We start from the raw sequence: 24,167 nt of genomic DNA, 5'->3' as shown, positions 1-24,167 counted from the left end.
TTTGGCTTATTATTATTGGGATATTACGTTTCTGAGGAGTGCACATGGACGTCATTCAACCTTGCATCAAAATTCAAGTTCACACCAAATACATCGAAGAACAGTCCAACCCAGAGCTACAACGCTACGTTTTCGCTTATATCATCACCATCAAAAACCTTAGCCAACAAACCGTACAGTTAGTGAGCCGCCGCTGGCTAATCACAGACTCGAATGGCAAGCAAATGACGGTTGAAGGTGACGGAGTGGTAGGCCAGCAGCCCTTTATTCCAAGCAATGATGAATACACGTACAGTAGCGGAACCGCGTTAGAAACCCCTGTCGGCGTTATGCAAGGACACTACAAAATGCTGGATGAGAAAGGGCAAGAGTTCATCACCGAAATTGAACCATTTCGCTTGGCTGTTCCAAATGTTTTAAATTAGTAAATTGGAGATTCAGTGGCTACCTATATTGTTGGTGACATCCAAGGCTGTTTTGATGAACTGCAGCGACTACTAGAAAAAGTATCTTTCTCTGCGAAAAAAGACCAACTTTGGCTTGCTGGTGATTTGGTCGCCAGAGGGCCTAAATCACTAGAAACGTTACGCTTTGTGAAGTCACTTGGCGCAAGCGCAATCGTGGTGCTTGGTAATCACGACCTCCATCTTCTCGCTGTGGCTCACGGGATAAAAAAGGTCAAAGACAAAGATAAAACCGCACCTATTTTCACGGCCCCCGACAAAGAGGAATTACTGACATGGCTAGCTCAGCAACCTCTATTGGCCGAGCATGACGAGTTCGTGATGTGTCACGCTGGCATATCACCGCAGTGGAATCTAAAAACAGCGAGAAAGTGTGCCCGTGAAGTTGAGCGCATCATCCAAAGTGAAGAGCTGCCTTGGCTATTAAAAAACATGTACAGCAATCAACCGGATTCCTGGGATGACTCTCTACAGGGTTTGGACCGATACCGCTATATTATCAATGCTTTTACGCGGATGCGCTTTTGTTTCCCTGATGGTCGTTTGGATATGGATTGTAAATTGCCACCGCAACAAGTTTCCGGTAACGAACTTATTCCATGGTTTGATGTGCCTAAACGTATTCACTTAAATAAAGCGGTGCTCTTTGGGCACTGGGCTGCACTACAAGGCTATATGAACAACGAAGTCATCGGGCTAGATACTGGCTGCGTTTGGGGCGGAAGCCTAACCATGATCCGTTGGGAAGATAAGAAAATTTTTACTCAGGATGCGTTAAGTTAAACACTGAATAACAGTCGATAATCCATAGTAGGAGGAATACCTGTCACTTAACACTTCCTGTAGGGTCATTCCAACGAGCCTTAACGAGACTAGGAATCTAATATCCTCGCGCTGCGAATAGATAGAAATACCTTTGACAACAAGGTACTCGTATAGAGGCTCCTGAATCTCGCTCTTTCGTCGCTTTTCAGGATGACGGTAGGTTGGGATGGCCGCTCGCTGTTACACGAACGGCATTACCGTATTAACTACGCGGTGTTAATCTCGAATTACTTTTCTAACACAGTAAAGCGCATGTTATAGGCGTTCTTCTCATCGGCTTGATACATTTCTGAGTAAGTCTCCTTAAACTCGTCTCCCCAATCTGGGAACTGAGTATCACCATCAATGGCCGCTTCAATGTGTGTTACATACAGTTTATTGGCCATAGGCAGACAAGTGGTGTAAATCGCACCACCACCAATGATCATCACTTCTTCCACATCACCTGCGACTTCCAGAGCCTGCTCAATCGATGTTACGGTAGTGACACCTTCGATCTTTAGTGTCTCATCACGGCTAATAACAATATTCAAGCGACCTGGTAAAGGGCGACCAATAGACTCATAGGTTTTGCGTCCCATCACAACCGGTTTTCCCATGGTACAACGCTTAAACCAAGCGAAATCGGCGGGAAGATGCCAAGGCATTTGATTGTCTTTGCCAATGATGCGATTGTCGGCCATCGCGGCAATCATACTAATGATCATGTTAGGTCCTTATACAATTGGTCTGCGGCGATAGAATAACAGCCCTGGAACCGCAAGACCAACAGCTAAACCTGCAATAATAAACATGGCCTTAAGAAAGTTTTCCATACAGGTTGCGACAAGCTCGGGTGAGTAGCCAACATGATTGATCTCTACCATAGCGATCATTGCTTTGTACGCAAACACACCCGGCACCATCGGGATCAAAGCAGCCACAGTAAACACTTTTGGATGCGCGAGAAAACGGTGAGACCAGTACACACCAATCATCCCAACTAACGTCGCGGCAAAAAAGGTTGCCCACTCAATAGGAATGCCAAACTGCATCATCAAGTAGCGGCTACCATGACCAATCGCACCACCAACAGCGCAATACACTAAAGCTCTTTGTGGCACGTTAAAAACCAATGCAAATCCTACGGCGGGAATCGCCGCAAAAAACATGTCATTCAACAGACCAAACATCAAATCAAATAAACTCATTAGATAGCCCACCCCCAAATTCCAGTTACACTCATCGCAGCAACGATCCCCAAACATGTCGCCAACGTTAGTAAACTAGCCATCACAAATCGAGCAATCCCCATATTAATGTGGCCTTTCAACATATCTGCGACAGAGTTAATGAGTGGGAAACCAGGTACAAGCATTAATACCGACGATGCCATTGCTACGGTAGGTAGATTACCGATTTGGTAAATTTCCGCCTGTGCTGAAATTAAGGTAGTCACAAAAGCGGTCGCAGCAAAGTTCAATAGAGGGTTGAAATGACGATGACCAATTTCTTGGCGAACGATCATGCCACCAGCTGAAGCTAAAAAGGTCATGATGAATACTCCCCAATCACCACCAGCAAGATGACTGAATGCCGCACAAGACAAGCCAATCATAAACACCACCAACCAGCGGTTATAACGCTCTGGACTGATAGCATTCAGCTTTTTCTGCGCCATGGTTGAATCGAGCAAACCACGTTCCATCATGATACAGATTCGTTGAATTTGCGTAATAACGCGCATATTGATGCCACGATCAGCGCAGCTTCGGGTGGTGGTGATGCAATGCCCATCCATTACCGTCGTCACAACCAATGCATTAGCTGATAGTGCTACCGCAACTTCATTCACCCCACAAGCAAGGCCAATACGACGCATAATATCGCTCACAAGAGTACTTTCAGCACCATGAGCGAGTAGCATTTGTCCGGCTTGGGCGACAAGACGAGAAATCGATCGTTGAGTAGATACCGCCAACTCTCTATGCGGTATGGTTTCTAGAGTCATAAATAAGTCTAATTCCTTTTAGGGTGTTACTCATTCATACGCGCGAGGGCCAAACTAACCCTCAAAAAACACGACGTATCGGTTATTGTGCCGTAAATCACATCACCTAAATATGATTTAGATACAAAAAAAGCCGCAATAGATAATTGCGGCTTAATGAATTATAGGCAAACAGGCATTGTTTGACCGTTCTGATTAGTCACGAACGTAGACAACGTGACCGTCATCTTCTTCATCGTCCCAGTCATCCCAATCGTCGTCGTCATCTTCAGTGATAACGTCTTTACCCGCCATCGCATCTTTATGGTAATCATCCCACATGAAGTTAACTTTATCTTCTTCAGCCACTTCTTCCTCTTCGCGAGGTAGGTTATCCATAAAGTCAGCCAGTTTGTAACAAAGCTCTTTAGTACCGTTACGATTGATCGCCGAGATCTTAAAGTACTCGTCTTCCCAACCTAGTGCGTCTAAGATTTCTTGGATCTTCTCATTCGCTTCTTCTTCAGGCATTAGATCAACTTTGTTGAACACTAACCAGCGCGGCTTACTTGCCAGTTTCTCGCTGTATTGTTCTAGTTCATCAATGATCGTCAATGCATTTTGCACCGGATCGGACTGATCAATTGGCATAATATCGATCATGTGCAGCAACACTCGACAACGCTCTAAGTGCTTCAAGAATCGAATACCAAGGCCAGCGCCATCTGCTGCACCCTCGATCAAACCAGGGATGTCTGCAACAACAAAACTTTTCTCTGGTACGACACTTACGACACCCAAGCTTGGGATCAAAGTCGTGAATGGGTAATCAGCGACTTTCGGTTTTGCTGCTGATACTGCGCGGATAAAGGTTGATTTACCGGCATTAGGTAGACCAAGCATACCCACATCAGCAAGAAGCAATAGCTCAAGGCGAATTTCGCGTACTTCACCTTTTGTACCCAATGTTCTCTGACGAGGCGCGCGGTTTACTGAAGATTTGAAACGCGTGTTACCTAGACCGTGCCAACCGCCTTTTGCGATCATCACTTTCTTACCGTGTTCAGCAACTTCCGCCACGATTTCATTTGTGTGGATATCCACAGCGCGCGTACCCACAGGTACACGAAGAACGATGTCTTTACCACGCTTACCTGTACAGTTACCACCGCGACCGTTTTCACCACGCTCAGCTTCGTAGAAGCGCTGGAAACGGTAATCAATCAGGGTATTTAGGTTTTCATCGGCTTGGATATAAACATCACCACCGTCACCGCCATCACCGCCATCAGGGCCACCTTTAGTGATGAATTTTTCACGCCAGAAACTGACAACGCCACTACCGCCATCACCAGCCTGAACTTTTACTACCGCTTCATCTACGAACTTCATCTTTTACTCCGACTACTTCGTGCGTGGATTAAATCTTACTATGTCATCCGACAATTTTAGCAGATGACAGATCTAAGCTCCCAGATTCAAATCGCTTAGGATCTTAGCGAGAAACTTCGATATGTCGACTGCCACAAATAAAAAACCCCGCCGATTCGGCAGGGCTTTTGAATTCAGCTTAAAGCTATTAAGTAATTTGGTTAAAAACCTAATTACTCAGCTTCGATGCTTACAAACTTACGGTTCTTAGGACCTTTCACTTCGAACTTCACTTTACCTTCAGTAAGAGCGAATAGAGTGTGGTCTTTACCGATACCTACGTTGTTACCAGCGTGGAACTTAGTACCACGTTGACGAACGATGATGTTACCTGCAAGTACAGATTCACCACCGAAACGCTTAACACCTAGACGTTTGCTTTCTGAATCGCGGCCGTTACGAGTAGAACCACCAGCTTTTTTGTGTGCCATTGTTAAACTCTCCTAATAGATTAAGCGTTGATACCAGTGATCTTCACTTCAGTGAACCACTGACGGTGACCCTGTTGCTTACGAGAGTGCTTACGACGACGGAACTTAACGATTTTAACTTTATCGCCACGACCGTGTTGTACAACTTCAGCAACAATTTTGCCGCCCTCTACAAGAGGAGCACCAACTTTGATGTCTTCGCCGTTAGCAACAAGAAGAACTTTATCAAATTCTACAGTTGCACCAGTTTCAACGTCTAATTTCTCTAAACGAAGAGTTTGACCTTCGCTTACACGGTGTTGTTTACCACCAGATTGGAAAACAGCGTACATATTTTACTCCGCTTTTTCCGCACAGCCTTTCTTGAGGGTGTGCGCTAAACTAATCATCAATAGGGCGCAGATTCTACAGAATAGATGCTCCTATGACAAGCCATATTTTGAAAAAATTGGCGAAAAGCTAATCGCCAAAGAAAAGTGCGGCAATCATGCCCTTTAGTAATGTATTAATCAACGTTTTTTAGTGTATTATTCGACAATTATATAAATCGAATAAGCCTTGCAGGGTCTAACTTCAGCCGGATATACGATGGATTTTAAAACTATCCAAGCGCTTACTGCCGATGACATGGCAAAAGTGAATGAAACAATTCAAGCCCAACTTAATTCTGATGTCTCTTTAATCAACCAGCTCGGTTTTTATATCGTGAGTGGTGGAGGCAAACGTCTAAGACCGCTTTTAGCGATACTGTCAGCCCGTGCACTTGGTTACCAAGGCAATGGTCATACAATGGCAGCTGCGTTTATTGAGTTCATCCATACAGCGACTTTGCTGCATGATGACGTGGTAGATGAATCAGACATGCGCCGTGGTAAAGCCACTGCGAATGCAGCATTTGGCAATGCGGCTAGCGTATTAGTTGGGGACTTTATCTATACACGCTCATTTCAGATGATGACGGAACTAGGATCCATGAAGATCCTTAAACTAATGAGCAATGCCGTAAACGTGATCGCCGAAGGTGAAGTACAGCAGTTGATGAACTGTAACGACCCTGACACGACAGAAGAAAGCTACATGCAAGTCATCTACTCTAAGACTGCGCGCTTATTTGAATCCGCAACTCAAATCGGTGCAATCTTAAATGATGCTCCTGAGCATGTGGAAATCGCAATGCAAAATTACGGTAAGTATCTAGGCACTGCGTTTCAGCTCATTGATGACGTCATGGATTACACTTCTGATGGCGAAGACATGGGTAAAAATGTGGGTGATGACTTGGCCGAAGGCAAGCCAACTTTACCTCTACTCCATGCTATGCGTAATACCACACCAGAAAACGCCATCATGATTCGTGAAGCAATTGAGAAAGCGAATGGCATGGATCGCTTAGAAGAAATTCTTGCGGTCATGAAAAAAGCAGGCTCTCTGGAGTACACAACGCAAAAAGCTCTAGAAGAAGCAGACAAAGCAATCGCAGAACTATCAGTGTTGCCAGAGTCTGAATACAAACAAGCGCTTGTTACTTTGGCTCATGTCGCAGTACAACGCACGAAGTAATCAATAGCTACCCATAACGCAAGGCTTATAGCTAAAAGGAAGAGCATGCTCTTCCTTTTTTACGTTTGATACCTAATGACGACGCCCGACACGCTAGTAATATCTGTCACTACCGCCATGCAGTTGTGGATCATCTTCTATTTCATCAAAGCTAACGGCGAGCTGCTGTTCAGTCCCTTGTTTGGACAACAATACCGTCTCTGCTTCATGGTCGACCACTAATATCGTACCGACGCCTTGTTGGCACTCAACAACCATGCCTTTACGGATTCGACTCGCTTCCATCATCTTCTCCTTCACTACGTGGTTTTATTCGACCATTTTTACGAAGTTGAGAAATCAAGGATCAAAAAAGCCGATCAAAATGATCGGCTTTTTTCTTATATAGGCTTTCTAGATTACTTTGCGAATTCAACACCAATGTTGATGTCGCCATTTAGTGTTTCTAGCATACCGTCTAATGCAGACTTTTCGTAATCGCTGAGTTTGCCGTAGCTTAGTACTTCTTCAACGCCTTCTTTACCCAGTTTCACAGGTTGCGCGAAGTAAGTCGCGTGTTCGCCGTCGCCTTCAACGTAAGCGCACTCAACTACGCCTTCTTCACCTTGAAGAGCACGAACCAGAGACAGACCAAAGCGACATGCAGCTTGGCCCATTGATAGTGTTGCACTACCACCACCCGCTTTCGCTTCTACAACTTCAGTACCTGCATTTTGAATACGTTTCGTTAATGCTTCTACTTCTTCAGCTGTAAACTCAACACCTTCTACTTGAGACAGTAGAGGTAAGATCGTTACGCCAGAGTGACCACCAATAACTGGCACGCGAACGTCACCTGGATCTTTGTCTTTTAGCTCAGCAACAAACGTTTCTGAACGGATAACATCCAACGTTGTTACACCAAATAGACGACGCTTATCATAAACACCCGCTTTTTTAAGAACTTCAGCAGCAATTGGCACTGTTGTATTTACAGGGTTTGTGATGATACCAACACAAGCTTTCGGACAAACAACCGCAATCTTCTCCGCTAGCGATTTAACGATACCAGCGTTTACATTAAATAGATCCGCACGATCCATACCTGGCTTACGCGCAACACCAGCAGAAATTAGCACAACATCCGCGCCTTCTAGTGCTGGAGTAGGATCTTCACCAGCGTAACCTTTGATAGAAACTGGCGTAGGGATGTGGCTAAGATCAGCGGCCACACCAGGAGTTACTGGAGCAATATCATATAGGGCTAGATCAGAACCAGCAGGAAGACGGTTCTTAAGTAGAAGGGCCAGGGCTTGACCGATGCCACCAGCGGCACCAATAACGGCTACTTTCATGTAGTTCTCCTTGAGAGTATTTCTCTTATAAACGTATTCGTAGGGTAGTTTGTAACCAACTTAAATAAAGCTATCGGAATCACAACTTGATTACAATCAATTAACGCTAGCTTTGCGACCTCGCGCAACTCGCTGTTACCGTGCTACAAATGGGGCTTGGATTATTCTTTTATTCTGTTGAAATGACAAGGAATTCAAGAAAACAGATACAGCCCTACTTCAGCGCGCTAAAGAATTCTATGTGGTATATAGTTTACAGTGACGCATCTAACATAATCCTGGGACTCTTTGGCACCGCCTGAATATATATGCGAGAATATGCAAAATTGCTGACCCGTAATAAGAGATTTGTAATGACTATGCGCAATTCAGAAAAACAAGACAACTTAGTTCGCGCCTTTAAAGCCCTGTTAAAAGAAGAAAGCTTTGGCTCACAGGGCGAGATTGTTGACGCACTCAAACAGCAAGGATTTGAGAGTATCAACCAATCTAAAGTCTCACGTATGCTGACTAAATTTGGCGCTGTCCGTACGCGCAATGCAAAAATGGAAATGGTTTACTGTCTTCCTGCTGAGCTAGGTGTCCCAACAGTCAGCAGCTCTCTGCGTGAACTAGTACTAGACATCGATCGTAACGCAGCGTTAGTGGTAATTCACACTGGCCCAGGTGCAGCACAGTTGATTGCTCGCTTGCTTGATTCACTCGGTAAATCCGAAGGTATTCTTGGTGTTGTCGCAGGTGACGATACCATTTTCATTACGCCAACCATGGCAATTACGACTGAGCAACTCTTCAAATCAGTGTGCGAGCTGTTCGAATATACTGGTTAAGTTCTATAAAGCTTCAATCAGCTAACTCATTGTGGGTTATAAAAGAAGTCTCATTTTGTAGCCCATAATTTATGTAAATTTTTTGCTTACTCCGCTCATTCTTCAACCATCCATTTTGTGATTAACATCACGCAATTGATCTTTTTCATTTCAGTCACTAAACGTTAATTAAGCAATTGTTTTAAAAAGAATTAAATCACAAATTGAATCCTATCCCCTGATACAAAATTCAGACTTATCAACTATAACATTTAACAATTGGATAATTTTCTGCCAATTTTTTGTTATGATTCGCTCGCTTTTTCAAACGATTGGATTGAAAAAGGTGCCGTTTCCAAATAGGAAACTCCAGAAGTGATTTATGGTTATTTCCGGGTAAATAATGAATATAAGGAAGGGAAATTCATGGCATTTAACAAACTTCTCAAAGTAGGCGCTATCGCTGCAGCCGTAATGGGCGCAGGCGCAGTTAACGCTCAAGAGTTTATTACCATCGGTACTGGCTCTGTGACAGGTGTTTACTACCCAACTGGTGGTGCTATCTGTAAGTTGGTAAATAAAGGTCGTAAAGACCACAACATCCGTTGTTCAGTAGAATCGACTGGTGGCTCAATTTACAACGTTAACACTATCCGTGCAGGCGAATTAGATTTTGGTATCGTGCAATCGGATTGGCAGTACCACGGCTACAACGGTACGAGCAAGTTTGAAGAACAAGGCCCGTACAAGAAGCTACGCGCAATGTTCTCTCTTCATACAGAACCTTTCAACATCATTGCGCGTGCAGATTCAGGTATTGAAAACGTTGAAGACCTGAAAGGTAAGCGCGTAAACATCGGTAATCCAGGCTCTGGTGACCGTGCAACGATGGGCGTTGTCATGGAAGCGATGGGTTGGACAAACGACAGCTTCAAGTTGGCGTCTGAGCTAAAAGGCTCTGAACGCTCTCAGGCACTTTGTGATAACAAAATTGACGCCTTCATTTACATGGTCGGCCACCCGAACGGTTCAATCAAAGAAGCAACCACATCATGTGATGCGAAGCTAGTTTCAGCAACAGGCCCTAAAATCGATAAAATTGTTGCCGACAACCCATACTACGCCTTTAGCTCAGTACCGGCTGGTATGTACCGCGGTACAGACAAAGACGTAAACAGCTTTGGTGTTGCAGCAACAATGGTAACGACCTCTGATGTTTCAGACGATGTCGCTTACAACGTGGCAAAAGCTGTGTTTGAAAACTTTGATACCTTCAAACGTCTACACCCTGCATTCGCAAACTTGAAGAAAGAAGACATGGTGAAAGCTGGTCTTTCTATTCCTCTTCACCCAGGTGCAGAAAAATACTACAAAGAAATGGGTCTAATTAAGTAATTTCCTCAGACTCTACATACAGGCAGGAAAGAATATTTTCTGCCTGTTTGAGCATACAGGTTGTAGCACGTTCTAACTGTATGCTTCATTCGCCAGTTTTCTTCTGAAAACTGCGAGCTCATACCCAAGAAAACTTAAACGCCGCCTAACAGAGTATCCAACAATCAACACTTTGAGTTCAGGCAGCAAAATACTCGAAAGCAAACTTCGCTCCATTCACTACACTGATAGAGGCGAAGTGTGGTTCTCGATAAAAATCAGACAGGACCATCAATAATAAGGAAAAAGTACATGGCGACGAATCAAGCTCCGTCACAAGATGTGCAAGAAATGGTGGCTCAGGCAGACACAGGTGCACGTAGCCCTTCGGGAATGCAAGGACGAATCCTTTGGTTTGTTCCTCTGTGTTGGTCACTATTTCAATTATGGTACGCATCCCCGTTACCATTTATTTTCAATTTTGGCGTACTGAACGACACGGAAGCGCGATCTATCCACCTTACTTTCGCGATCTTTTTGGCTTTCACTGCTTATCCAGCGATGAAGAATTCTCCTCGCGATCATATCCCTCTTGTTGATTGGATACTCGCGTTGGCTGGCAGCTTTTCAGCAGCCTATATATACCTTTTTTATACCGAGCTAGCAGGACGCTCAGGCGCACCGACAACGGTTGATATCGTTGTTGCTGTTATCGGTATGATCCTCCTTTTAGAAGCAACACGCCGAGCTCTTGGTCCACCATTAATGGTCGTGGCTGCTGTTTTCCTTACTTACACCTTTGCAGGCCCTTACATGCCTGACGTTATCGCGCACAAAGGGGCAAGCTTGAACAAGGCCATGTCTCACTTGTGGCTAACAACAGAAGGCGTATTTGGGGTTGCGCTAGGTGTTTCTACCTCTTTTGTCTTCTTGTTTGTATTGTTTGGAGCAATGCTGGAACGCGCTGGTGCTGGTGCTTACTTCATTAAAGTTGCCTTCTCGTTACTTGGCCATATGAAAGGTGGTCCAGCTAAAGCGGCCGTTGTTGCATCAGGTTTATCTGGTCTGGTTTCTGGTTCTTCAATCGCAAACGTAGTAACAACTGGCACCTTTACGATTCCACTGATGAAGCGTGTTGGCTTTCCCGGCACAAAAGCGGGTGCGGTAGAGGTAGCGGCTTCAACCAATGGTCAGTTAACACCGCCAATCATGGGTGCAGCAGCATTTTTGATGGTGGAATACGTCGGTATCTCCTACGTTGAGGTGATTAAAGCCGCCCTACTTCCAGCGCTAATCTCTTATATTGCTTTAATTTACATTGTTCACCTTGAAGCGTGTAAAGCAGGCATGACAGGGCTTCCTCGTCGCCACAACCCAACACTAGTACAAAGTCTGCTGTCCTTTACTGGCACAATCTTAGGATTGTGTGTGATCAGCGCATTGGTTTACTACGGAGTGGGCTGGACAAAGGACGTCTTTGGTGATGCCGCGACACCAATTGTTACCGTCGCACTATTAATCGCGTACGTTGGGTTGGTGAAAGTCTCAGCAAATCACGTGCAAGATGGCGCAATTGAGATTGATGCAGAATTAACAGAAGTACCTGATCCTGGCCCAACCGTTAAGTCAGGCTTGCACTACCTACTCCCTATCGTCGTATTGGTTTGGTGTTTGACTGTCGAACGTTTCTCACCTGGCCTTTCGGCATTCTGGGCAACGGTGTTCATGATTTTCATTTTGCTTACTCAACGTCCGTTGATTGCACTGCTGTCAAAGCAAGGTGACATGCTTCAGCAAACCAAAGATGGCTTTGTCGATCTTGCCGAGAGCTTAGTTTCTGGTGCGCGTAATATGATTGGTATCGGCGTTGCAACCGCGGCAGCGGGCACCGTTGTTGGTGTTGTTACACTAACGGGTATCGGCCTAGTGATGACCGACTTCGTCGAGTTTATCTCTGGTGGCAGTATCATTCTTATGCTGCTGTTTACCGCCATCATTAGCTTGGTTCTGGGGATGGGTCTGCCAACAACGGCGAACTACATCGTGGTCTCTACGCTAATGGCGCCGGTTATTGTTACGCTCGGCGCAGCGCATGGCTTGATTATTCCGTTGATAGCGGTGCACTTGTTCGTTTTCTACTTTGGTATTTTGGCCGACGATACCCCACCTGTAGGTCTTGCAGCTTTTGCAGCAGCCGCAATTGCGAAATCAGATCCAATTCGTACCGGTATCCAAGGCTTTACTTACGATATTCGAACCGCTATTTTGCCGTTCATGTTTGTGTTCAATACCCAGCTATTGTTAATGGGGATCGACTCTTGGTGGCATTTGGCACTCACGGTCATCTCATCGATCATTGCAATGCTGATATTCTCTGCGGCAACTCAAGGATGGTGGTTCACGCGTAACAAGTGGTGGGAAACAGTCCTATTATTAGTACTGACATTTTCGTTTTTCCGTCCAGGTTTTTGGTGGGACATGCTGTACCCAGCGAAAGTTCTTTCTCCTGGCGTTGAGGTAGCTCAAATCACGGAAACACTAAATGTAGGAGAATCATTGGAGTTACGTGTTGCCGGTGAAAACCTTGAGGGCGACTACATTGAGAAAACGGTTCGTCTTCCATTCGAAGACAGTGCGACAACAGCAGACGCACGTATTTCATCTATGGGTCTGATGCTGACCGAAAGTGACAACAAAATGATTGTCGATATGGTTGAATTTGGTAGTCCAGCAGAATCTGCAGGTATCGACTTTGATTGGGAAATCAAGTGGGTTATCCAGGATGCAGACCGTCCGATGAAAGAGTGGGTGTTTGTACCATGCTTAATGATTTTGCTGGTGCTTGCCATGAACCAAAAACGTCGTGCTCGTAAGGAACAATTGAGCGCATAACCGATTTGGCCCCGAGGATAAAGGGGCCTTAATGAGAGACATTGAATGTACAAACAAATTCTTGTTCCGGTTGATCTAAATGACCAAGGCTTTTCAGACCGAGCAGTTGAACTAGCGGTTTGGCAGGCAAAGCAAGCAAATGCTCAAATCCATCTTCTGACGGTACTACCTGGTATTCACATGTCGATGGTTGCCACATACTTTCCGAAAGATGCTGCAGCCAAAATGAAGCAAGACGTGAAGCAGCAACTAAAAACTTTCGCTAATGAGCATATTGCTGAAGATGTGGTTTACCAAGTGCATGTTGCTGAAGGCAAGGCCTACGCGACCATTCTTGATTATGCAGAACGTTTAGGCGCTGATCTCATCATTATGCCAAGTCACAAGCGCTCTAAAATCAATAAAGTAATGCTTGGCTCCGTCGCGAGTAAGGTTGTGGAATATTCTCCAATCAATGTGATGGTCGTAAAACCGCAAGGCTAAGTAAATACAGAAACGAAAAAGGACGCTAACATTAGCGTCCTTTTTATATGAAACAAGTAAGGGTTATGCCATCACTGGGTAATCGGTATAACCTTCTGCTCCACCCAAATAAAAGTGTTCTGGTTTCGCCTCATTAAGAGGTGCATTTTTCTTAAATCGCTCAACTAAATCTGGGTTTGCGATAAAGGGAACGCCAAATGCGACCACATCAACTTTGTTTTCTGCAATTGCTGCTGCCGCTTCTTGTGCACTGTAGCCCACGTTCGCCATTAAGTGACCTTGATAGTTTTCGCGTGCTGGCTTGAGAACATCTGCTTTTTGTACGCCTTTCAGATCCGCACGCATCACGTGCCAATAAGCAAGATCGAAAGAATTAAGTTGCTCTGCTAAGTAACGCACCAAACCAACCGGATCACTGTCTTTCATGTCATTAAATCCATTTAGCGGAGATGTACGCAGACCGACTCTTCCAGGTCCCCATACCTCAACGACTTCTTTCACTATCTCAAGTAAAAATCGAGCACGATTTTCAACCGAGCCACCGTATTCATCGGTACGTAAATTTGAGCCGTCACGAAGGAAGTTATCAATAAGATAACCATTGGCGCCATGTATCTCGACCCCATCAAAGCCGGCTTTCTTGGCGTTTTCTGCACCTTGTTTAAACGCCGCAATAATGGAAGCTATCTCATCCACTTCGAGTGCTCGTGGTACCGTATATGCTTGCTTACCCGAAGGGGTATGGACTAATTCATCACGAATAGCCAATGCGCTCGCCGCTACAGGTGTTTTTCCTTCATTCAGATCAGGATGACAAGCTCGTCCCGCATGCCAAATTTGCAGTACAATCTTACCGCCTCTCTCATGAACCGCATCCGTTACCTTTTTCCAAGCTGCGATTTGCTCTTCGTTGTAAATGCCCGGCTCTGCCATGAAAGCAGACGTACCTTCCATCACCATGGTGCATTCAGCAATGATAAGTCCGGCACTCGCACGTTGAGCGTAGTATTCAACCATAAGGTCATTAGGAATATGGTCCGCACCAGCACGAGCTCGCGTTAAAGGCGCCATAATGGCACGGTTATCTAATGCTAATTGACCGAGTTCGATAGGAGAAAATAAGTCTACAGAGTTGGACATGGTGTTTACCTCAAATGACAATAACTTGATGGCTAAGGATGAGGTGCCAGACTATAATCAGATTAATATTGAAACAATATGGATAATTGAAAGTGATTGTTCGCAATTTAGAAACAATTGACTTTAGAACGCTTTCTATCTTTGTCACAAGCTGTCGACTACTGAGCTTAACCAAGTGCGCGCTGGAGTTAAACCTACCAAAATCTACTGTTAGTAAAGCCATAACCAAACTCGAACAACACTTTGAAGCCAAACTGCTAGAGCGCACAACCCGAAAGTTAGTGATCACCGAAGCTGGCCAAATGGTTTTAGAGCGTGCTGCAAGCTTAGTTGAGGAATTCCACTCAATTGGCCATGACGTACAGGAGATGGAACAACAGATCCAAGGCCGGCTGCGTATTTCCGCGCCACCAGCGTTGGATGCGTATATGGCGGAACACATCTTTTTGCCATTTTTAAAACAATGGCCAAAAGTACAAATTGCGTTAGAAGCATCGAACGATTTTGTTGATCTGTTTTCACACGGCTTTGATATGGCAATTCGAGTCGGTCAGATAGTTGATGATCGATTGATCGCAAAAAAATTAGGCTATACCACTCGAGTCCTGGCTGCTAGCCCTGAGTATTTAGCTGAGTTCGGCGTACCTGAAACGCCAGAAGATCTGACAAAACACAACTGTTTGAGGTATCAATATGTTTCAGAAATAGGGCCTTGGACGCTGATCTCACACGATAATACCGTCAATGTTTCAATAACCAGTAACTTCTCAAGTACAACTGTAGAAGCAATATTGAAAGGCGCACTTAAAGGACTAGGCATCGCTAACTTACCTGTGCAGAACATGACGCAAGAGCTAGAAAGTGGCACCTTAGTCAGAGTGTTACCGCAATGGCACACGGTACCAATGCCTATTTATTTAGTCTATCGTCCTGGAGCAAACCGCCCACGGCGTGTACAAGCAATGATTGACCATATCATGAGCTTAAGATCTCAATTTGAATTTGGCCCTCGGCATGGTTTGTGTTGCGGAGAAGCATAACCTAGCAACTATCAGGCACTAGCATGCTGCTCGGATAAATGCCGCAAGCTTCTCACTAGCATGCTGTTCACTCAATGCAGACATATCACCCGCGGCTTCCACTTTACCATCTGCCACAAACACAAAGTGGCTGGCAATCGCTTTGGCATCGCTTAAATGGTGCGTGACCATCAATACGGTTATTCCCCGCTCTGCTGCGAGTTTTTTTACCAAGCTCAGCATCTCTTCACGCAACACCGGATCAAGCGCCGAGAACGGCTCATCCAATAGCCACATGGGATGAGGCTGAACAAAACAACGCGCTAAGGCAACACGTTGACGCTGGCCACCAGAAAGATGCTCTGGCAAACGGTCGAGGTACTCTGCAACACCAACTTGCTGCGCGGCTTGTTCAATCTGACGATTTTGGTCCACCGTAAGCTTTAGCCCTGGGTGTAAGCCCAAACCGATGTTGTCACGCACCGATAAGTGAGCAAACAAATTGTGCTCTTGGAACAACATAGAGAACGGACGCAGATAAGGCTCTTTACGCACAATGGACTCACCATCAACACAAATATCACCACGGTCAGGATGGATGAATCCTGCCACCAACGCCAGCAAGGTTGACTTCCCTGCCCCACTTGGTCCCATCAGCGACACAATCTGTCCTTGCTCAATCGTTAAGTCAAAAAGAAACAGTTCACGTTGGTAGGTGTACTGCACATCATCCAACACTAACATTACGCTCTCTCCTTCGTTTTCAATACTTTCTCAATCAAGGCAAAACAGCCCACACTCAACAACAATAAGGTCACCGATACCACCGCAGCCGCGTCCATCTGATAGCTGCCAAGCAGCTGGAATAAATACAGAGGTAAAGTGCGGAACTCTTGTCCGCCAAACAACGCAATAGCACTTAAATCGCCAATCGCAAACATAAAGCTGATCGCAAACGCATGTGCAAACGGCTTGCGTAGCGCCTGCCACTCCACCACTTTAAACCGTTGCCAGCCACGCATGCCTAAGCTGGCACATACATACTGATACTGTTGTTCAATGTGCAGCATTGGCTGCGCTAGCGTTTTGATCACGTAAGGCAAAGCCATCAAACCGTTCACCAAAATCACGACAAAAAATGCCAAGCTAAAAACATCGGTAAATGCGCGCAGTAGTAAGAATAAACCGGTGCTAATCACCAGACCTGGAGTCACCAAAATAACGGTGCCGATTAACTCAATCTGATCGGCTCGCGTGTTTTTGTACTGCAACCGCCAACGGCGACTGGTCAATAGTATGGACACCCCTGCAGCGACCGCAAGCGCGCTAGCGACACAGGCGACTTTGAGGGAGTTCAATAGCGCAGACCAAAAACGCTCATCGGTTAATACTGTCCAAACTTGTTGGTTGATGCCACTCAGTAACACCATCAATAACGGCGGTATTACCAGTAAAAAGGCACCTATGATCCAAAAGCTATCCCAAGCTTTTGACCACCCATGATCCTTCGTTAAATATTGCTGTACCGATGTGCTTCCAGCACTTATAGAAACAGGCCTTGTTAACTTCTGCACTCCAATAGCAAGCAGTCCACATAACAGCATCTGCCACAGCGCCAATAACGCCCCAGCTTGTAAATCAAAATCAAACTTAATCGCTTGGTAAATGGCCAATTCAATGGTGGTGGATTTTGGCCCGCCCCCCAACGCCATTACAGTGGCAAAACTGGTAAAGCACAACATAAACACCAACCCACAAACGTGGGGAAGCTGCTGCCTTAAACGCGGCCATTCTACCCAGCGAAACTTATCCCAATGGCTCATCCCAAGATGCGCGCAAAGCTTATGCTGCTCGGCAGGAATAGACTCCAAGGCTTGCAGAAGCAATCGTGCCGCGTAAGGTAAATTAAAGAACACATGGGCGAGTAAAATGCCGTTCAAACCGTAAATAGAGAATGGCAGTTTAGTGTCGAAACTTTGCAACCACTGCGCCAACAAACCACTGTTGCCATAAATCGCTAACAGCCCAAAAACACCAACCAAAACCGGCAAAACCAGTGTCGATGCAAACAGCTTAAGCAGTAATGATTTACCAATAAATTGGCGACGCGAAAGTGCGTGCGCTACTGGAATGGCAAAGCCAACACTGAGCAATGTGGAAAGAAACGCTTGGTAGAAACTGAACTTGGTGACATGTTGATAGTACGGGTCGCCCCATACCACAGACACATCAAGTGAAGGGGCTTGAACAATCAAAGCACCTAGGGCAGAAATAACAAAGGTCGCGATGATCATCGCGACCCCTAAACCTATTTTTGGAACAGAATTCAAAGGTAAAACCTATCTCATTCAGATGAGGATGGAAACGTCAGCTAAAACGTCAATGCGCTTTGCCATTCGCGAATCCAAGACTTACGCATTTTTGCCACTTCATCAGCACTAAAGCTCAACGACTTGCTTGGAACACTCAAAGTTTCAAAACCTTTAGGTAACTCAACGTCAGTGACTGGGTACATCCAGTTACCCGTTGGCATCGCCGATTGGAACTCATCACTTAAAATGAAACTCATAAATTGATCAGCAAGTTCTGAATTTTTTGCCCCTTTCACTTTGGCGGCTACTTCAACTTGCATGTAGTGGCCTTCAGCAAAATTCGCCGTAGCAAACTTCGAATCGTTTTCCGCAATTAAGTGGTACGCAGGTGAAGTGGTGTAAGAAAGCACTAAATCGGACTCACCATTGAGGAACATAGAATACGCCTCAGACCAACCTTTCGTGACCGTTACGGTTTTGCTCGCTAGCTTCTGCCACGCTTGCGTCACATCGTCGCCATAAATAGATTTCATCCATAGCATTAAGCCTTGGCCCGGCGTTGAAGTCCGCGGATCTTGGTAAATCACTTTCAGATCGTTGCGCGTTTCCACCAGCTCTTTCATGCTTTTCGGCGGATTAGCCAGTTTCTCTTTGTTGTACACAAACGCGAAGTAGCCGTAATCGTACGGTACAAACGTCGTGTCACTCCAACCGTTTGGTAACACTGTGTTAGCCGTATCCACATTGTGCTCGGCAAGCAGATCGGTTTTCTTCGCTTCTGCCATCAGATTGTTATCCAAACCTAATACGATGTCCGCTTTGCTATTACCGCCTTCAAGACGAAGACGATTCAGAATCGACACACCATCGTCCAACGCTACGAAGTTAACGTCACAGCCACATTTTGCTTCAAAAGCTTGCTCGATTTTAGGACCCGGCCCCCAATCTGCGGCAAAAGAGTCGTAGGTATAGATGGTTAATGTGTTTTCAGCGGCAAACGCTGAAGTAGAGGTGATTGCAGCTAGGGCAATCAGATTTAGAGTGGGTTTCACAGCTCGCTCTCCATGATTATTTCAGAGAAATAAGTTGAGCGGCACAGGGTTTGAGGCGGCTATTAAGGACTTCCAATATCCAGACTCAATTCCTACGCCAGCATTATCTGGTTCAGGTAATACGGGTCCCTAGTTAAACACTTAGGTCTCAGCGCCCCAATGCATTGATTGACTCAATGCTAAATGGGTTTGCTCCCCGATGAGTTGGATGGATTGTAAAGGTATTTGAGTGGTTACACAATCAGCTCACGAGCGCTGGTCATAACCCCAACGAGGCACCAAACCTTGCTCAATACCTAAGTGGTCGAGAATTCTCGCCACCATAAAATCCACTAAGTCTTCAATGCTCTTTGGCCGATGATAGAAGCCCGGAGCCGCTGGCATGATGGTGACGCCCATTTGCGACAGTTTGTGCATGTTCTCCAGATGTAGCGTTGAAAATGGTGTTTCGCGAACCACGAGCAACAGCTGCCCGCGCTCTTTCATTACCACATCAGCGGCCCGCTCGATCAAGTTATCTGACATACCATGCGCAATCGCTGCAACGCTTCCCGCAGAACATGGGCAAACCACCATTTGCTTTGGTGCAGCAGAACCAGACGCAACCGGTGAGAACCAGTCATCTTTACCGCAAACGGTGATGTTATCGGGATTGCAGTTCAGGTGCTCTACCAACGCTTGCTTTGCGGCTTCTGGCCCACTTGGCAGCTTAAGATTATGCTCGGTTGCCATCACAACACGAGCTGCCGAAGAAATCAGAACGTAGACATGATAATCCGCCGCAACCAAGCATTCTAAAAGACGAAGGCCGTAGGGAGCACCAGAAGCCCCCGTTAATGCCAACGTGATGGCTTTTTTATGAGAGGGTTGTGTTTTGTTTTGCATATAAATCAGGCTTTTTGTTTTAACTGCTCAAGAAGTTTTCCGTGAATACCACCAAAGCCACCGTTGCTCATGACTAGAATTTGGTCACCTGGTCGCGCACGTTCGACGATCTTGGCTACAAAGTTATCTATATCCGCATCGACAAACGCTGGCTGTTTGCATTGGTCGGCAATGTCTTGCACAGACCACTCGATATTATCTGGCTGGAACAAGAAGACTTCATCTGCACTGTGTAGTGACTCTGCAAGTGTGTTTTTGTGTACACCACGCTTCATGGTGGCAGACCGCGGCTCTAACACAGCAAGGATGCGTTTTTCACCTACCTTGTTACGCAAACCACCGACAGTAAGTTCAATTGCCGTTGGGTGATGCGCAAAATCATCGTAAACCGTCACACCTTGTTCTTCACCTTTCAGCTCTAAACGGCGCTTGGTATTGATGAAACGCCCTAATGCCTGGCAAGCAAGATCCGGAGTGACTCCAACATGTCGTGCAGCAGCGATTGCCATCAGCGCATTATCCACATTGTGGTCACCCACCAAATTCCATTCGACGGTACCAACCTTCTCACCTTGCAACGCAACGTCAAACTTTGAGCCATCAAGCACTAATTTGTGCGCTTGCCAGTCGCCATCAACACCTGAAAACTGCTTTTCTGTCCAGCAACCACGCTCTAATACATCCGCTAACGCTTGATCCTGCCTCGGCGCTAAGATCAATCCATTGCCCGGTACAGTTCGCACTAAATGATGGAATTGGCGTTTGATCGCCTCTAGATCATCGAAGATATCAGCATGATCGAACTCAAGGTTATTCATGATTAAAGTGCGAGGATGGTAATGCACAAACTTAGAACGCTTATCGAAAAAAGCACTGTCATATTCGTCCGCTTCAACGACAAAAAACATGCTTTCACCCAAACGAGCAGACACTCCGAAGTTACCGAGTACCCCACCGACTAAGAAACCCGGTTGATAACCACAATCTTCAAGTATCCAGGCAAGCATGCTCGACGTGGTCGTTTTCCCATGTGTACCCGATACCGCCAATACCCACCGATCATGCAGCAAAAACTCGTTGAGCCACTGCGGACCAGAGGTGTAGCGCATGTTAGTGTTGAGCACATGCTCGACACAAGGGTTGCCACGGCTCATCGCATTACCAATCACCACAAGATCTGGTTGAGGGTCGAGTTGAGACGGGTCAAAGCCTTCAATAATTTCAATACCTTGAGACTCAAGCAGTGTGCTCATTGGCGGATAAACGTTGGCATCAGAACCAGTGACTTTATGTCCTAATTGGCGCGCTAGAATCGCTGCGCCGCCCATAAATGTGCCACAGATACCCAAGATATGAATGTGCATAAACTAAACCTTGTAATGCGTTTTTTAATGCTTTCATTATCGCGATTACCGCCTGAAAAGCGAGTGACTTTAGCCTTCTTCTTGCAGTCCCTTTCACAAATATGACAAGGTTGAACACAGACTGTACAACCTCTTGCTTACTGATGAATCCCTCAAACAAGTCTACAAATAAATTGAGATCTCAAACAGTTACTTCATTACCATTAAAAAGATCTGCGACTTAAACTTACATCCAGCGCAATCGTTTAACATCCATAAAGAGATGCTCACTTGCGCACTACCCCCAATGAAATGAAAATGTAAGGATTAACCATGTCAGGACTGCGCACCCTAGGCGAGTTCATTGTCGAAAAACAAGCGGATTTCCCCCACGCTAGCGGTGATCTATCATCCCTTTTAGCCTCCATTCGTTTAGCTGCAAAAATCGTTAACCGCGAAATCAACGCAGCGGGTCTCGGTGATATCACTGGTGCTGTAGGTACGGAAAATGTCCAAGGTGAAGATCAGCAAAAGCTCGATGTTTACGCGAACGATAAGTTCAAAGCCGCGCTTGAAGCTCGTGATCAAGTGTGTGGCGTTGCCAGTGAAGAAGAAGACGAAGCAGTTGCGTTCAATAAAGAACTCAACCAAAACGCCAAATATGTAGTACTGATGGACCCACTTGATGGTTCTTCTAACATCGATGTGAACGTCTCTGTTGGTACTATCTTCTCGATTTACCGTCGTGTTTCTCCAATCGGTACTCCACCAACTGAAGAAGACTTCCTACAACCTGGTCACAAACAAGTGGCTGCGGGCTACGTAATTTACGGCTCCTCCACCATGTTGGTATACACAACAGGTAACGGCGTAAACGGCTTTACTTACGACCCATCTATCGGCAGCTTCTGTCTTTCTCATGAAAACATGATGATTCCTGATGATGGTAAGATCTACTCCATCAACGAAGGTAATTACATTCGTTTCCCTCAAGGGGTGAAGAAGTACATCAAGTACTGCCAAGAAAACGTGCCAGAAGACGGTCGCCCATACACTTCTCGCTACATTGGCTCGCTGGTTGCTGATTTCCACCGCAACCTACTGAAAGGCGGTATCTACCTTTACCCAAGCACACAAAGCCACCCACAAGGCAAGCTACGCCTGCTTTACGAATGTAACCCTATGGCATTCCTCATTGAGCAAGCTGGCGGCATTGCATCGGACGGCGTGAATCGCATTATGGACATCAAGCCTACTGAGTTGCACCAGCGTGTACCTTTCTTTGTGGGTTCGAAGAACATGGTTCGCAAAGTTGAAGAGTTCCTTGAACTGCACCGCGACGAAGAATAATTTCAGACCTTTGTCCAACGCGGCAGGTGTTTACCTGCCGCGTTTTTGTCGCTAAAGTGAAACGCGAATTTATCATCAGATGAAGCCGCTTTTGTGTGACTCATCGTTAATGAAAAGGAATATTCTAATGAGCTTAAACCATGTACCAGCAGGCAAGTCGCTGCCTGAAGATATCTATGTCGTTATCGAAATTCCTGCAAATGCAGATCCAATCAAGTACGAAGTAGATAAAGACTCTGGTGCTGTATTTGTCGACCGTTTCATGTCTGCACCAATGTTCTACCCATGCAACTATGGCTACGTGAACAATACCCTGTCTCTTGATGGCGACCCAGTCGACGTATTGGTACCAACACCATACCCACTCATGCCAGGTTCAGTCATTCGCTGCCGTCCTGTTGGCGTTTTGAAGATGACAGATGAATCGGGTGAAGATGCAAAAGTGTTTGCGGTTCCCCACTCAAAAATCTCGAAAGAGTACGAGCACATCCAAGATGTGGACGATATCCCAGAACTACTGAAAGCGCAGATCACGCAATTCTTTGAGCGTTACAAAGAGCTTGAAGCAGGCAAATGGGTGAAAGTGGATGGTTGGGCAGATGTTGCTGCCGCCAAAGCTGAGATCCTAGAATCTTACGAGCGCGCTCAGAAAAAATAAGCATCACTGCTGATACAAAACTAAAAAGAGCTGCTCTAGGGCAGCTCTTTTGCTTTCATCTTACCTGTGTCAACTAGATAGGTGCGCCTGCTGAAGACATTCGTCCAGCGTCGTAGTCATGTTGAAAGAAGGGGTCAACATCATCACAAATGCCAAAATACGGCCGCCCGATAACACCGAGCATATAAGCACTTTGCTCGCAATACTCTTGCTTGCCTTGCTGGTAACCCGCTTGATAAGCCATTATCAGTTCTGGCGTCGCATGGTTAACATCATCCAGCTTCGCAATTCGCTCCTCAGATAACTCCCGTAATCCATCTAAAGCTGACTGCTTACCAAACACTTGCCAATCGGTCACATTATTCGAAGTCGGTAGTGTTGTTTGTGCGCATGCAGCAAGAAGCAACGCCATTGATCCAATTACGAATGTTTTCATCGTGACTCCTTAGTGTTTAGCTCGTTGCTATTGATAATGTCAGTATAGCTCACACCTTTTGACACCAATCTCCGGAAGCGATTTCTTCGGTTAATTGCTCAGTATCTTGATATAAGTAGATCCAAGCTTGGCCAAACGGCGTAACGATGCTCTCTCGGCGATATTCCACTGGCACATCTTCTAACCTATCTAGCTCGGATAAGGTTTCATCATCAATCAGATACACTTCACCTTGAATCGAGCGTTGCCCATCAGACAACGCTGGATAAGGGCCTAAATCATACATTGCAAATTGAGCATCCGTTTCATGTAAACCAAGAAACTGCGCCGAGCGCAAATACTGATGGTTGTACTCTCCCTTGCGTAACGTGCCGTAGACAAAAATCAAATGCTGCATAAC

The 24,167-nt window shown here is 45.7% G+C and carries 26 protein-coding genes and 1 riboswitch; of the genes, 10 read left to right on the top strand and 16 right to left on the bottom strand.

Going from position 1 to position 24,167, the window contains the following annotated elements; genetic code table 11:
* The first annotated feature begins 44 nt into the window (after positions 1 to 44).
* Positions 45 to 425, top strand: coding sequence for a Co2+/Mg2+ efflux protein ApaG (gene apaG, locus R7Z50_RS18990; RefSeq protein WP_005379668.1), 381 nt, complete (start codon positions 45 to 47; stop codon positions 423 to 425).
* Positions 426 to 440: 15 nt separating this feature from the next.
* Entirely contained in the window at positions 441 to 1,247 is an 807-nt protein-coding gene (gene apaH, locus R7Z50_RS18985; RefSeq protein ID WP_047101938.1) for a bis(5'-nucleosyl)-tetraphosphatase (symmetrical) ApaH, read from the top strand.
* Positions 1,248 to 1,516: 269 nt separating this feature from the next.
* Here the strand turns inward: apaH and folA are convergent, their stop codons facing one another.
* The 6 genes from folA to rplU form a co-directional block, all read right to left on the bottom strand.
* Entirely contained in the window at positions 1,517 to 1,996 is a 480-nt protein-coding gene (gene folA / locus R7Z50_RS18980) for a type 3 dihydrofolate reductase (protein ID WP_005379666.1), read from the bottom strand.
* Positions 1,997 to 2,005: 9 nt separating this feature from the next.
* A complete protein-coding gene (locus tag R7Z50_RS18975; RefSeq protein WP_005379665.1) occupies positions 2,006 to 2,479 on the bottom strand; it encodes a threonine/serine exporter family protein in 474 nt (157 codons plus the stop codon).
* Positions 2,479 to 3,279 (bottom strand): threonine/serine exporter family protein, encoded by an 801-nt coding sequence (locus R7Z50_RS18970; RefSeq protein ID WP_065274127.1) that lies wholly within the window; start codon positions 3,277 to 3,279, stop codon positions 2,479 to 2,481. Before R7Z50_RS18970 ends, R7Z50_RS18975 begins: the two co-directional genes overlap by 1 nt.
* A gap of 195 nt (positions 3,280 to 3,474) precedes the next feature.
* A complete protein-coding gene (gene cgtA / locus R7Z50_RS18965; RefSeq protein WP_005383091.1) occupies positions 3,475 to 4,650 on the bottom strand; it encodes an Obg family GTPase CgtA in 1,176 nt (391 codons plus the stop codon).
* 212 nt (positions 4,651 to 4,862) lie between these two features.
* On the bottom strand, positions 4,863 to 5,120 hold the full coding sequence (gene rpmA / locus R7Z50_RS18960; protein ID WP_005383095.1) for a 50S ribosomal protein L27: 258 nt from the start codon (positions 5,118 to 5,120) through the stop codon (positions 4,863 to 4,865).
* A gap of 20 nt (positions 5,121 to 5,140) precedes the next feature.
* Positions 5,141 to 5,452 carry a 50S ribosomal protein L21 gene (rplU, locus tag R7Z50_RS18955; RefSeq protein ID WP_005383096.1) on the bottom strand — a complete coding sequence of 104 codons (312 nt, stop codon included), beginning with the start codon at positions 5,450 to 5,452 and terminating at the stop codon, positions 5,141 to 5,143.
* A gap of 256 nt (positions 5,453 to 5,708) precedes the next feature.
* Between rplU and ispB the strand changes: the two genes are divergently transcribed.
* Entirely contained in the window at positions 5,709 to 6,680 is a 972-nt protein-coding gene (gene ispB / locus R7Z50_RS18950) for an octaprenyl diphosphate synthase (protein WP_047101929.1), read from the top strand.
* A gap of 93 nt (positions 6,681 to 6,773) precedes the next feature.
* Here ispB and R7Z50_RS18945 read toward each other — a convergent pair whose 3' ends face one another.
* Together R7Z50_RS18945 and mdh are read right to left on the bottom strand one after the other, a co-directional pair.
* Positions 6,774 to 6,965 (bottom strand): hypothetical protein, encoded by a 192-nt coding sequence (locus R7Z50_RS18945; RefSeq protein ID WP_005379661.1) that lies wholly within the window; start codon positions 6,963 to 6,965, stop codon positions 6,774 to 6,776.
* A 113-nt stretch (positions 6,966 to 7,078) separates the two neighbouring features.
* Positions 7,079 to 8,014 (bottom strand): malate dehydrogenase, encoded by a 936-nt coding sequence (gene mdh, locus R7Z50_RS18940; protein WP_005379660.1) that lies wholly within the window; start codon positions 8,012 to 8,014, stop codon positions 7,079 to 7,081.
* Positions 8,015 to 8,373: 359 nt separating this feature from the next.
* Between mdh and argR the strand changes: the two genes are divergently transcribed.
* The 4 genes from argR (at position 8,374) to R7Z50_RS18920 (ending at position 13,572) form a co-directional block, all read left to right on the top strand.
* On the top strand, positions 8,374 to 8,844 hold the full coding sequence (gene argR, locus R7Z50_RS18935; RefSeq protein WP_005379659.1) for a transcriptional regulator ArgR: 471 nt from the start codon (positions 8,374 to 8,376) through the stop codon (positions 8,842 to 8,844).
* A 405-nt stretch (positions 8,845 to 9,249) separates the two neighbouring features.
* Complete coding sequence (locus R7Z50_RS18930; RefSeq protein WP_005379657.1) at positions 9,250 to 10,218, top strand: TAXI family TRAP transporter solute-binding subunit; 969 nt, start codon at positions 9,250 to 9,252, stop codon at positions 10,216 to 10,218.
* A 291-nt stretch (positions 10,219 to 10,509) separates the two neighbouring features.
* Positions 10,510 to 13,089 carry a TRAP transporter permease gene (locus R7Z50_RS18925; RefSeq protein ID WP_005383099.1) on the top strand — a complete coding sequence of 860 codons (2,580 nt, stop codon included), beginning with the start codon at positions 10,510 to 10,512 and terminating at the stop codon, positions 13,087 to 13,089.
* Between the two features lie 45 nt (positions 13,090 to 13,134).
* Positions 13,135 to 13,572: a universal stress protein gene (locus R7Z50_RS18920; RefSeq protein ID WP_005379654.1), complete on the top strand. Its 438-nt coding sequence runs from the start codon at positions 13,135 to 13,137 to the stop codon at positions 13,570 to 13,572.
* Between the two features lie 63 nt (positions 13,573 to 13,635).
* Here R7Z50_RS18920 and R7Z50_RS18915 read toward each other — a convergent pair whose 3' ends face one another.
* Positions 13,636 to 14,712 carry an alkene reductase gene (locus tag R7Z50_RS18915; RefSeq protein ID WP_054576642.1) on the bottom strand — a complete coding sequence of 359 codons (1,077 nt, stop codon included), beginning with the start codon at positions 14,710 to 14,712 and terminating at the stop codon, positions 13,636 to 13,638.
* A 92-nt stretch (positions 14,713 to 14,804) separates the two neighbouring features.
* Between R7Z50_RS18915 and R7Z50_RS18910 the strand changes: the two genes are divergently transcribed.
* Complete coding sequence (locus tag R7Z50_RS18910) at positions 14,805 to 15,752, top strand: LysR family transcriptional regulator (protein ID WP_005379650.1); 948 nt, start codon at positions 14,805 to 14,807, stop codon at positions 15,750 to 15,752.
* Positions 15,753 to 15,770: 18 nt separating this feature from the next.
* On the opposite strand, the gene thiQ is transcribed toward R7Z50_RS18910, so the two are convergent.
* The 5 genes from thiQ to mpl form a co-directional block, all read right to left on the bottom strand.
* A complete protein-coding gene (gene thiQ, locus R7Z50_RS18905) occupies positions 15,771 to 16,475 on the bottom strand; it encodes a thiamine ABC transporter ATP-binding protein (RefSeq protein WP_053306850.1) in 705 nt (234 codons plus the stop codon).
* Positions 16,475 to 18,061 carry a thiamine/thiamine pyrophosphate ABC transporter permease ThiP gene (gene thiP, locus R7Z50_RS18900; protein WP_017820277.1) on the bottom strand — a complete coding sequence of 529 codons (1,587 nt, stop codon included), beginning with the start codon at positions 18,059 to 18,061 and terminating at the stop codon, positions 16,475 to 16,477. The genes thiQ and thiP overlap by 1 nt, the downstream gene beginning before the upstream one ends.
* Positions 18,062 to 18,102: 41 nt before the next feature.
* The gene (gene thiB, locus R7Z50_RS18895; protein WP_047101920.1) at positions 18,103 to 19,095 is read right to left on the bottom strand and encodes a thiamine ABC transporter substrate binding subunit; all 993 of its coding nucleotides are present in this window, start codon (positions 19,093 to 19,095) and stop codon (positions 18,103 to 18,105) included.
* A gap of 72 nt (positions 19,096 to 19,167) precedes the next feature.
* Positions 19,168 to 19,304: riboswitch (TPP riboswitch) on the bottom strand.
* 37 nt (positions 19,305 to 19,341) lie between these two features.
* Positions 19,342 to 19,980, bottom strand: coding sequence for a flavin prenyltransferase UbiX (locus R7Z50_RS18890; RefSeq protein ID WP_318149202.1), 639 nt, complete (start codon positions 19,978 to 19,980; stop codon positions 19,342 to 19,344).
* 5 nt (positions 19,981 to 19,985) lie between these two features.
* Positions 19,986 to 21,344 carry a UDP-N-acetylmuramate:L-alanyl-gamma-D-glutamyl-meso-diaminopimelate ligase gene (gene mpl, locus R7Z50_RS18885; RefSeq protein WP_171345712.1) on the bottom strand — a complete coding sequence of 453 codons (1,359 nt, stop codon included), beginning with the start codon at positions 21,342 to 21,344 and terminating at the stop codon, positions 19,986 to 19,988.
* 312 nt (positions 21,345 to 21,656) lie between these two features.
* On the opposite strand from mpl, the gene fbp reads away from it, so the two are divergent.
* A complete protein-coding gene (gene fbp / locus R7Z50_RS18880) occupies positions 21,657 to 22,673 on the top strand; it encodes a class 1 fructose-bisphosphatase (RefSeq protein ID WP_005383114.1) in 1,017 nt (338 codons plus the stop codon).
* A 127-nt stretch (positions 22,674 to 22,800) separates the two neighbouring features.
* Entirely contained in the window at positions 22,801 to 23,331 is a 531-nt protein-coding gene (gene ppa / locus R7Z50_RS18875) for an inorganic diphosphatase (protein WP_005379635.1), read from the top strand.
* A 73-nt stretch (positions 23,332 to 23,404) separates the two neighbouring features.
* Here ppa and R7Z50_RS18870 read toward each other — a convergent pair whose 3' ends face one another.
* Positions 23,405 to 23,767, bottom strand: a complete 363-nt coding sequence (locus R7Z50_RS18870) for a DUF2799 domain-containing protein (RefSeq protein ID WP_053306847.1) — start codon at positions 23,765 to 23,767, stop codon at positions 23,405 to 23,407.
* Positions 23,768 to 23,816: 49 nt separating this feature from the next.
* Positions 23,817 to 24,164: a gamma-glutamylcyclotransferase gene (locus R7Z50_RS18865; protein WP_033906019.1), complete on the bottom strand. Its 348-nt coding sequence runs from the start codon at positions 24,162 to 24,164 to the stop codon at positions 23,817 to 23,819.
* Positions 24,165 to 24,167 lie beyond the last annotated feature (3 nt).

This window comes from Vibrio sp. 1249-1 (assembly GCF_033340495.1).
Note: the sequence above shows the minus strand (reverse complement) of the source record. Positions and strands in the feature narration are given on the sequence as shown.

What these genes read in the sequence shown, in the direction of transcription:
- mpl (WP_171345712.1), bottom strand. Translation starts at nt 21,344, where the DNA reads ATGCACATTCATATCTTGGGTATCTGTGGCACATTTATGGGCGGCGCA.
- R7Z50_RS18970 (WP_065274127.1), bottom strand. Translation starts at nt 3,279, where the DNA reads ATGACTCTAGAAACCATACCGCATAGAGAGTTGGCGGTATCTACTCAA.
- R7Z50_RS18930 (WP_005379657.1), top strand. Translation starts at nt 9,250, where the DNA reads ATGGCATTTAACAAACTTCTCAAAGTAGGCGCTATCGCTGCAGCCGTA.
- R7Z50_RS18890 (WP_318149202.1), bottom strand. Translation starts at nt 19,980, where the DNA reads ATGCAAAACAAAACACAACCCTCTCATAAAAAAGCCATCACGTTGGCA.
- R7Z50_RS18975 (WP_005379665.1), bottom strand. Translation starts at nt 2,479, where the DNA reads ATGAGTTTATTTGATTTGATGTTTGGTCTGTTGAATGACATGTTTTTT.
- rpmA (WP_005383095.1), bottom strand. Translation starts at nt 5,120, where the DNA reads ATGGCACACAAAAAAGCTGGTGGTTCTACTCGTAACGGCCGCGATTCA.
- thiQ (WP_053306850.1), bottom strand. Translation starts at nt 16,475, where the DNA reads ATGTTAGTGTTGGATGATGTGCAGTACACCTACCAACGTGAACTGTTT.
- R7Z50_RS18925 (WP_005383099.1), top strand. Translation starts at nt 10,510, where the DNA reads ATGGCGACGAATCAAGCTCCGTCACAAGATGTGCAAGAAATGGTGGCT.
- ppa (WP_005379635.1), top strand. Translation starts at nt 22,801, where the DNA reads ATGAGCTTAAACCATGTACCAGCAGGCAAGTCGCTGCCTGAAGATATC.
- folA (WP_005379666.1), bottom strand. Translation starts at nt 1,996, where the DNA reads ATGATCATTAGTATGATTGCCGCGATGGCCGACAATCGCATCATTGGC.
- R7Z50_RS18945 (WP_005379661.1), bottom strand. Translation starts at nt 6,965, where the DNA reads ATGGAAGCGAGTCGAATCCGTAAAGGCATGGTTGTTGAGTGCCAACAA.
- mdh (WP_005379660.1), bottom strand. Translation starts at nt 8,014, where the DNA reads ATGAAAGTAGCCGTTATTGGTGCCGCTGGTGGCATCGGTCAAGCCCTG.
- cgtA (WP_005383091.1), bottom strand. Translation starts at nt 4,650, where the DNA reads ATGAAGTTCGTAGATGAAGCGGTAGTAAAAGTTCAGGCTGGTGATGGC.
- fbp (WP_005383114.1), top strand. Translation starts at nt 21,657, where the DNA reads ATGTCAGGACTGCGCACCCTAGGCGAGTTCATTGTCGAAAAACAAGCG.
- R7Z50_RS18915 (WP_054576642.1), bottom strand. Translation starts at nt 14,712, where the DNA reads ATGTCCAACTCTGTAGACTTATTTTCTCCTATCGAACTCGGTCAATTA.
- ispB (WP_047101929.1), top strand. Translation starts at nt 5,709, where the DNA reads ATGGATTTTAAAACTATCCAAGCGCTTACTGCCGATGACATGGCAAAA.
- R7Z50_RS18865 (WP_033906019.1), bottom strand. Translation starts at nt 24,164, where the DNA reads ATGCAGCATTTGATTTTTGTCTACGGCACGTTACGCAAGGGAGAGTAC.
- argR (WP_005379659.1), top strand. Translation starts at nt 8,374, where the DNA reads ATGCGCAATTCAGAAAAACAAGACAACTTAGTTCGCGCCTTTAAAGCC.
- R7Z50_RS18920 (WP_005379654.1), top strand. Translation starts at nt 13,135, where the DNA reads ATGTACAAACAAATTCTTGTTCCGGTTGATCTAAATGACCAAGGCTTT.
- apaG (WP_005379668.1), top strand. Translation starts at nt 45, where the DNA reads ATGGACGTCATTCAACCTTGCATCAAAATTCAAGTTCACACCAAATAC.
- rplU (WP_005383096.1), bottom strand. Translation starts at nt 5,452, where the DNA reads ATGTACGCTGTTTTCCAATCTGGTGGTAAACAACACCGTGTAAGCGAA.
- R7Z50_RS18870 (WP_053306847.1), bottom strand. Translation starts at nt 23,767, where the DNA reads ATGAAAACATTCGTAATTGGATCAATGGCGTTGCTTCTTGCTGCATGC.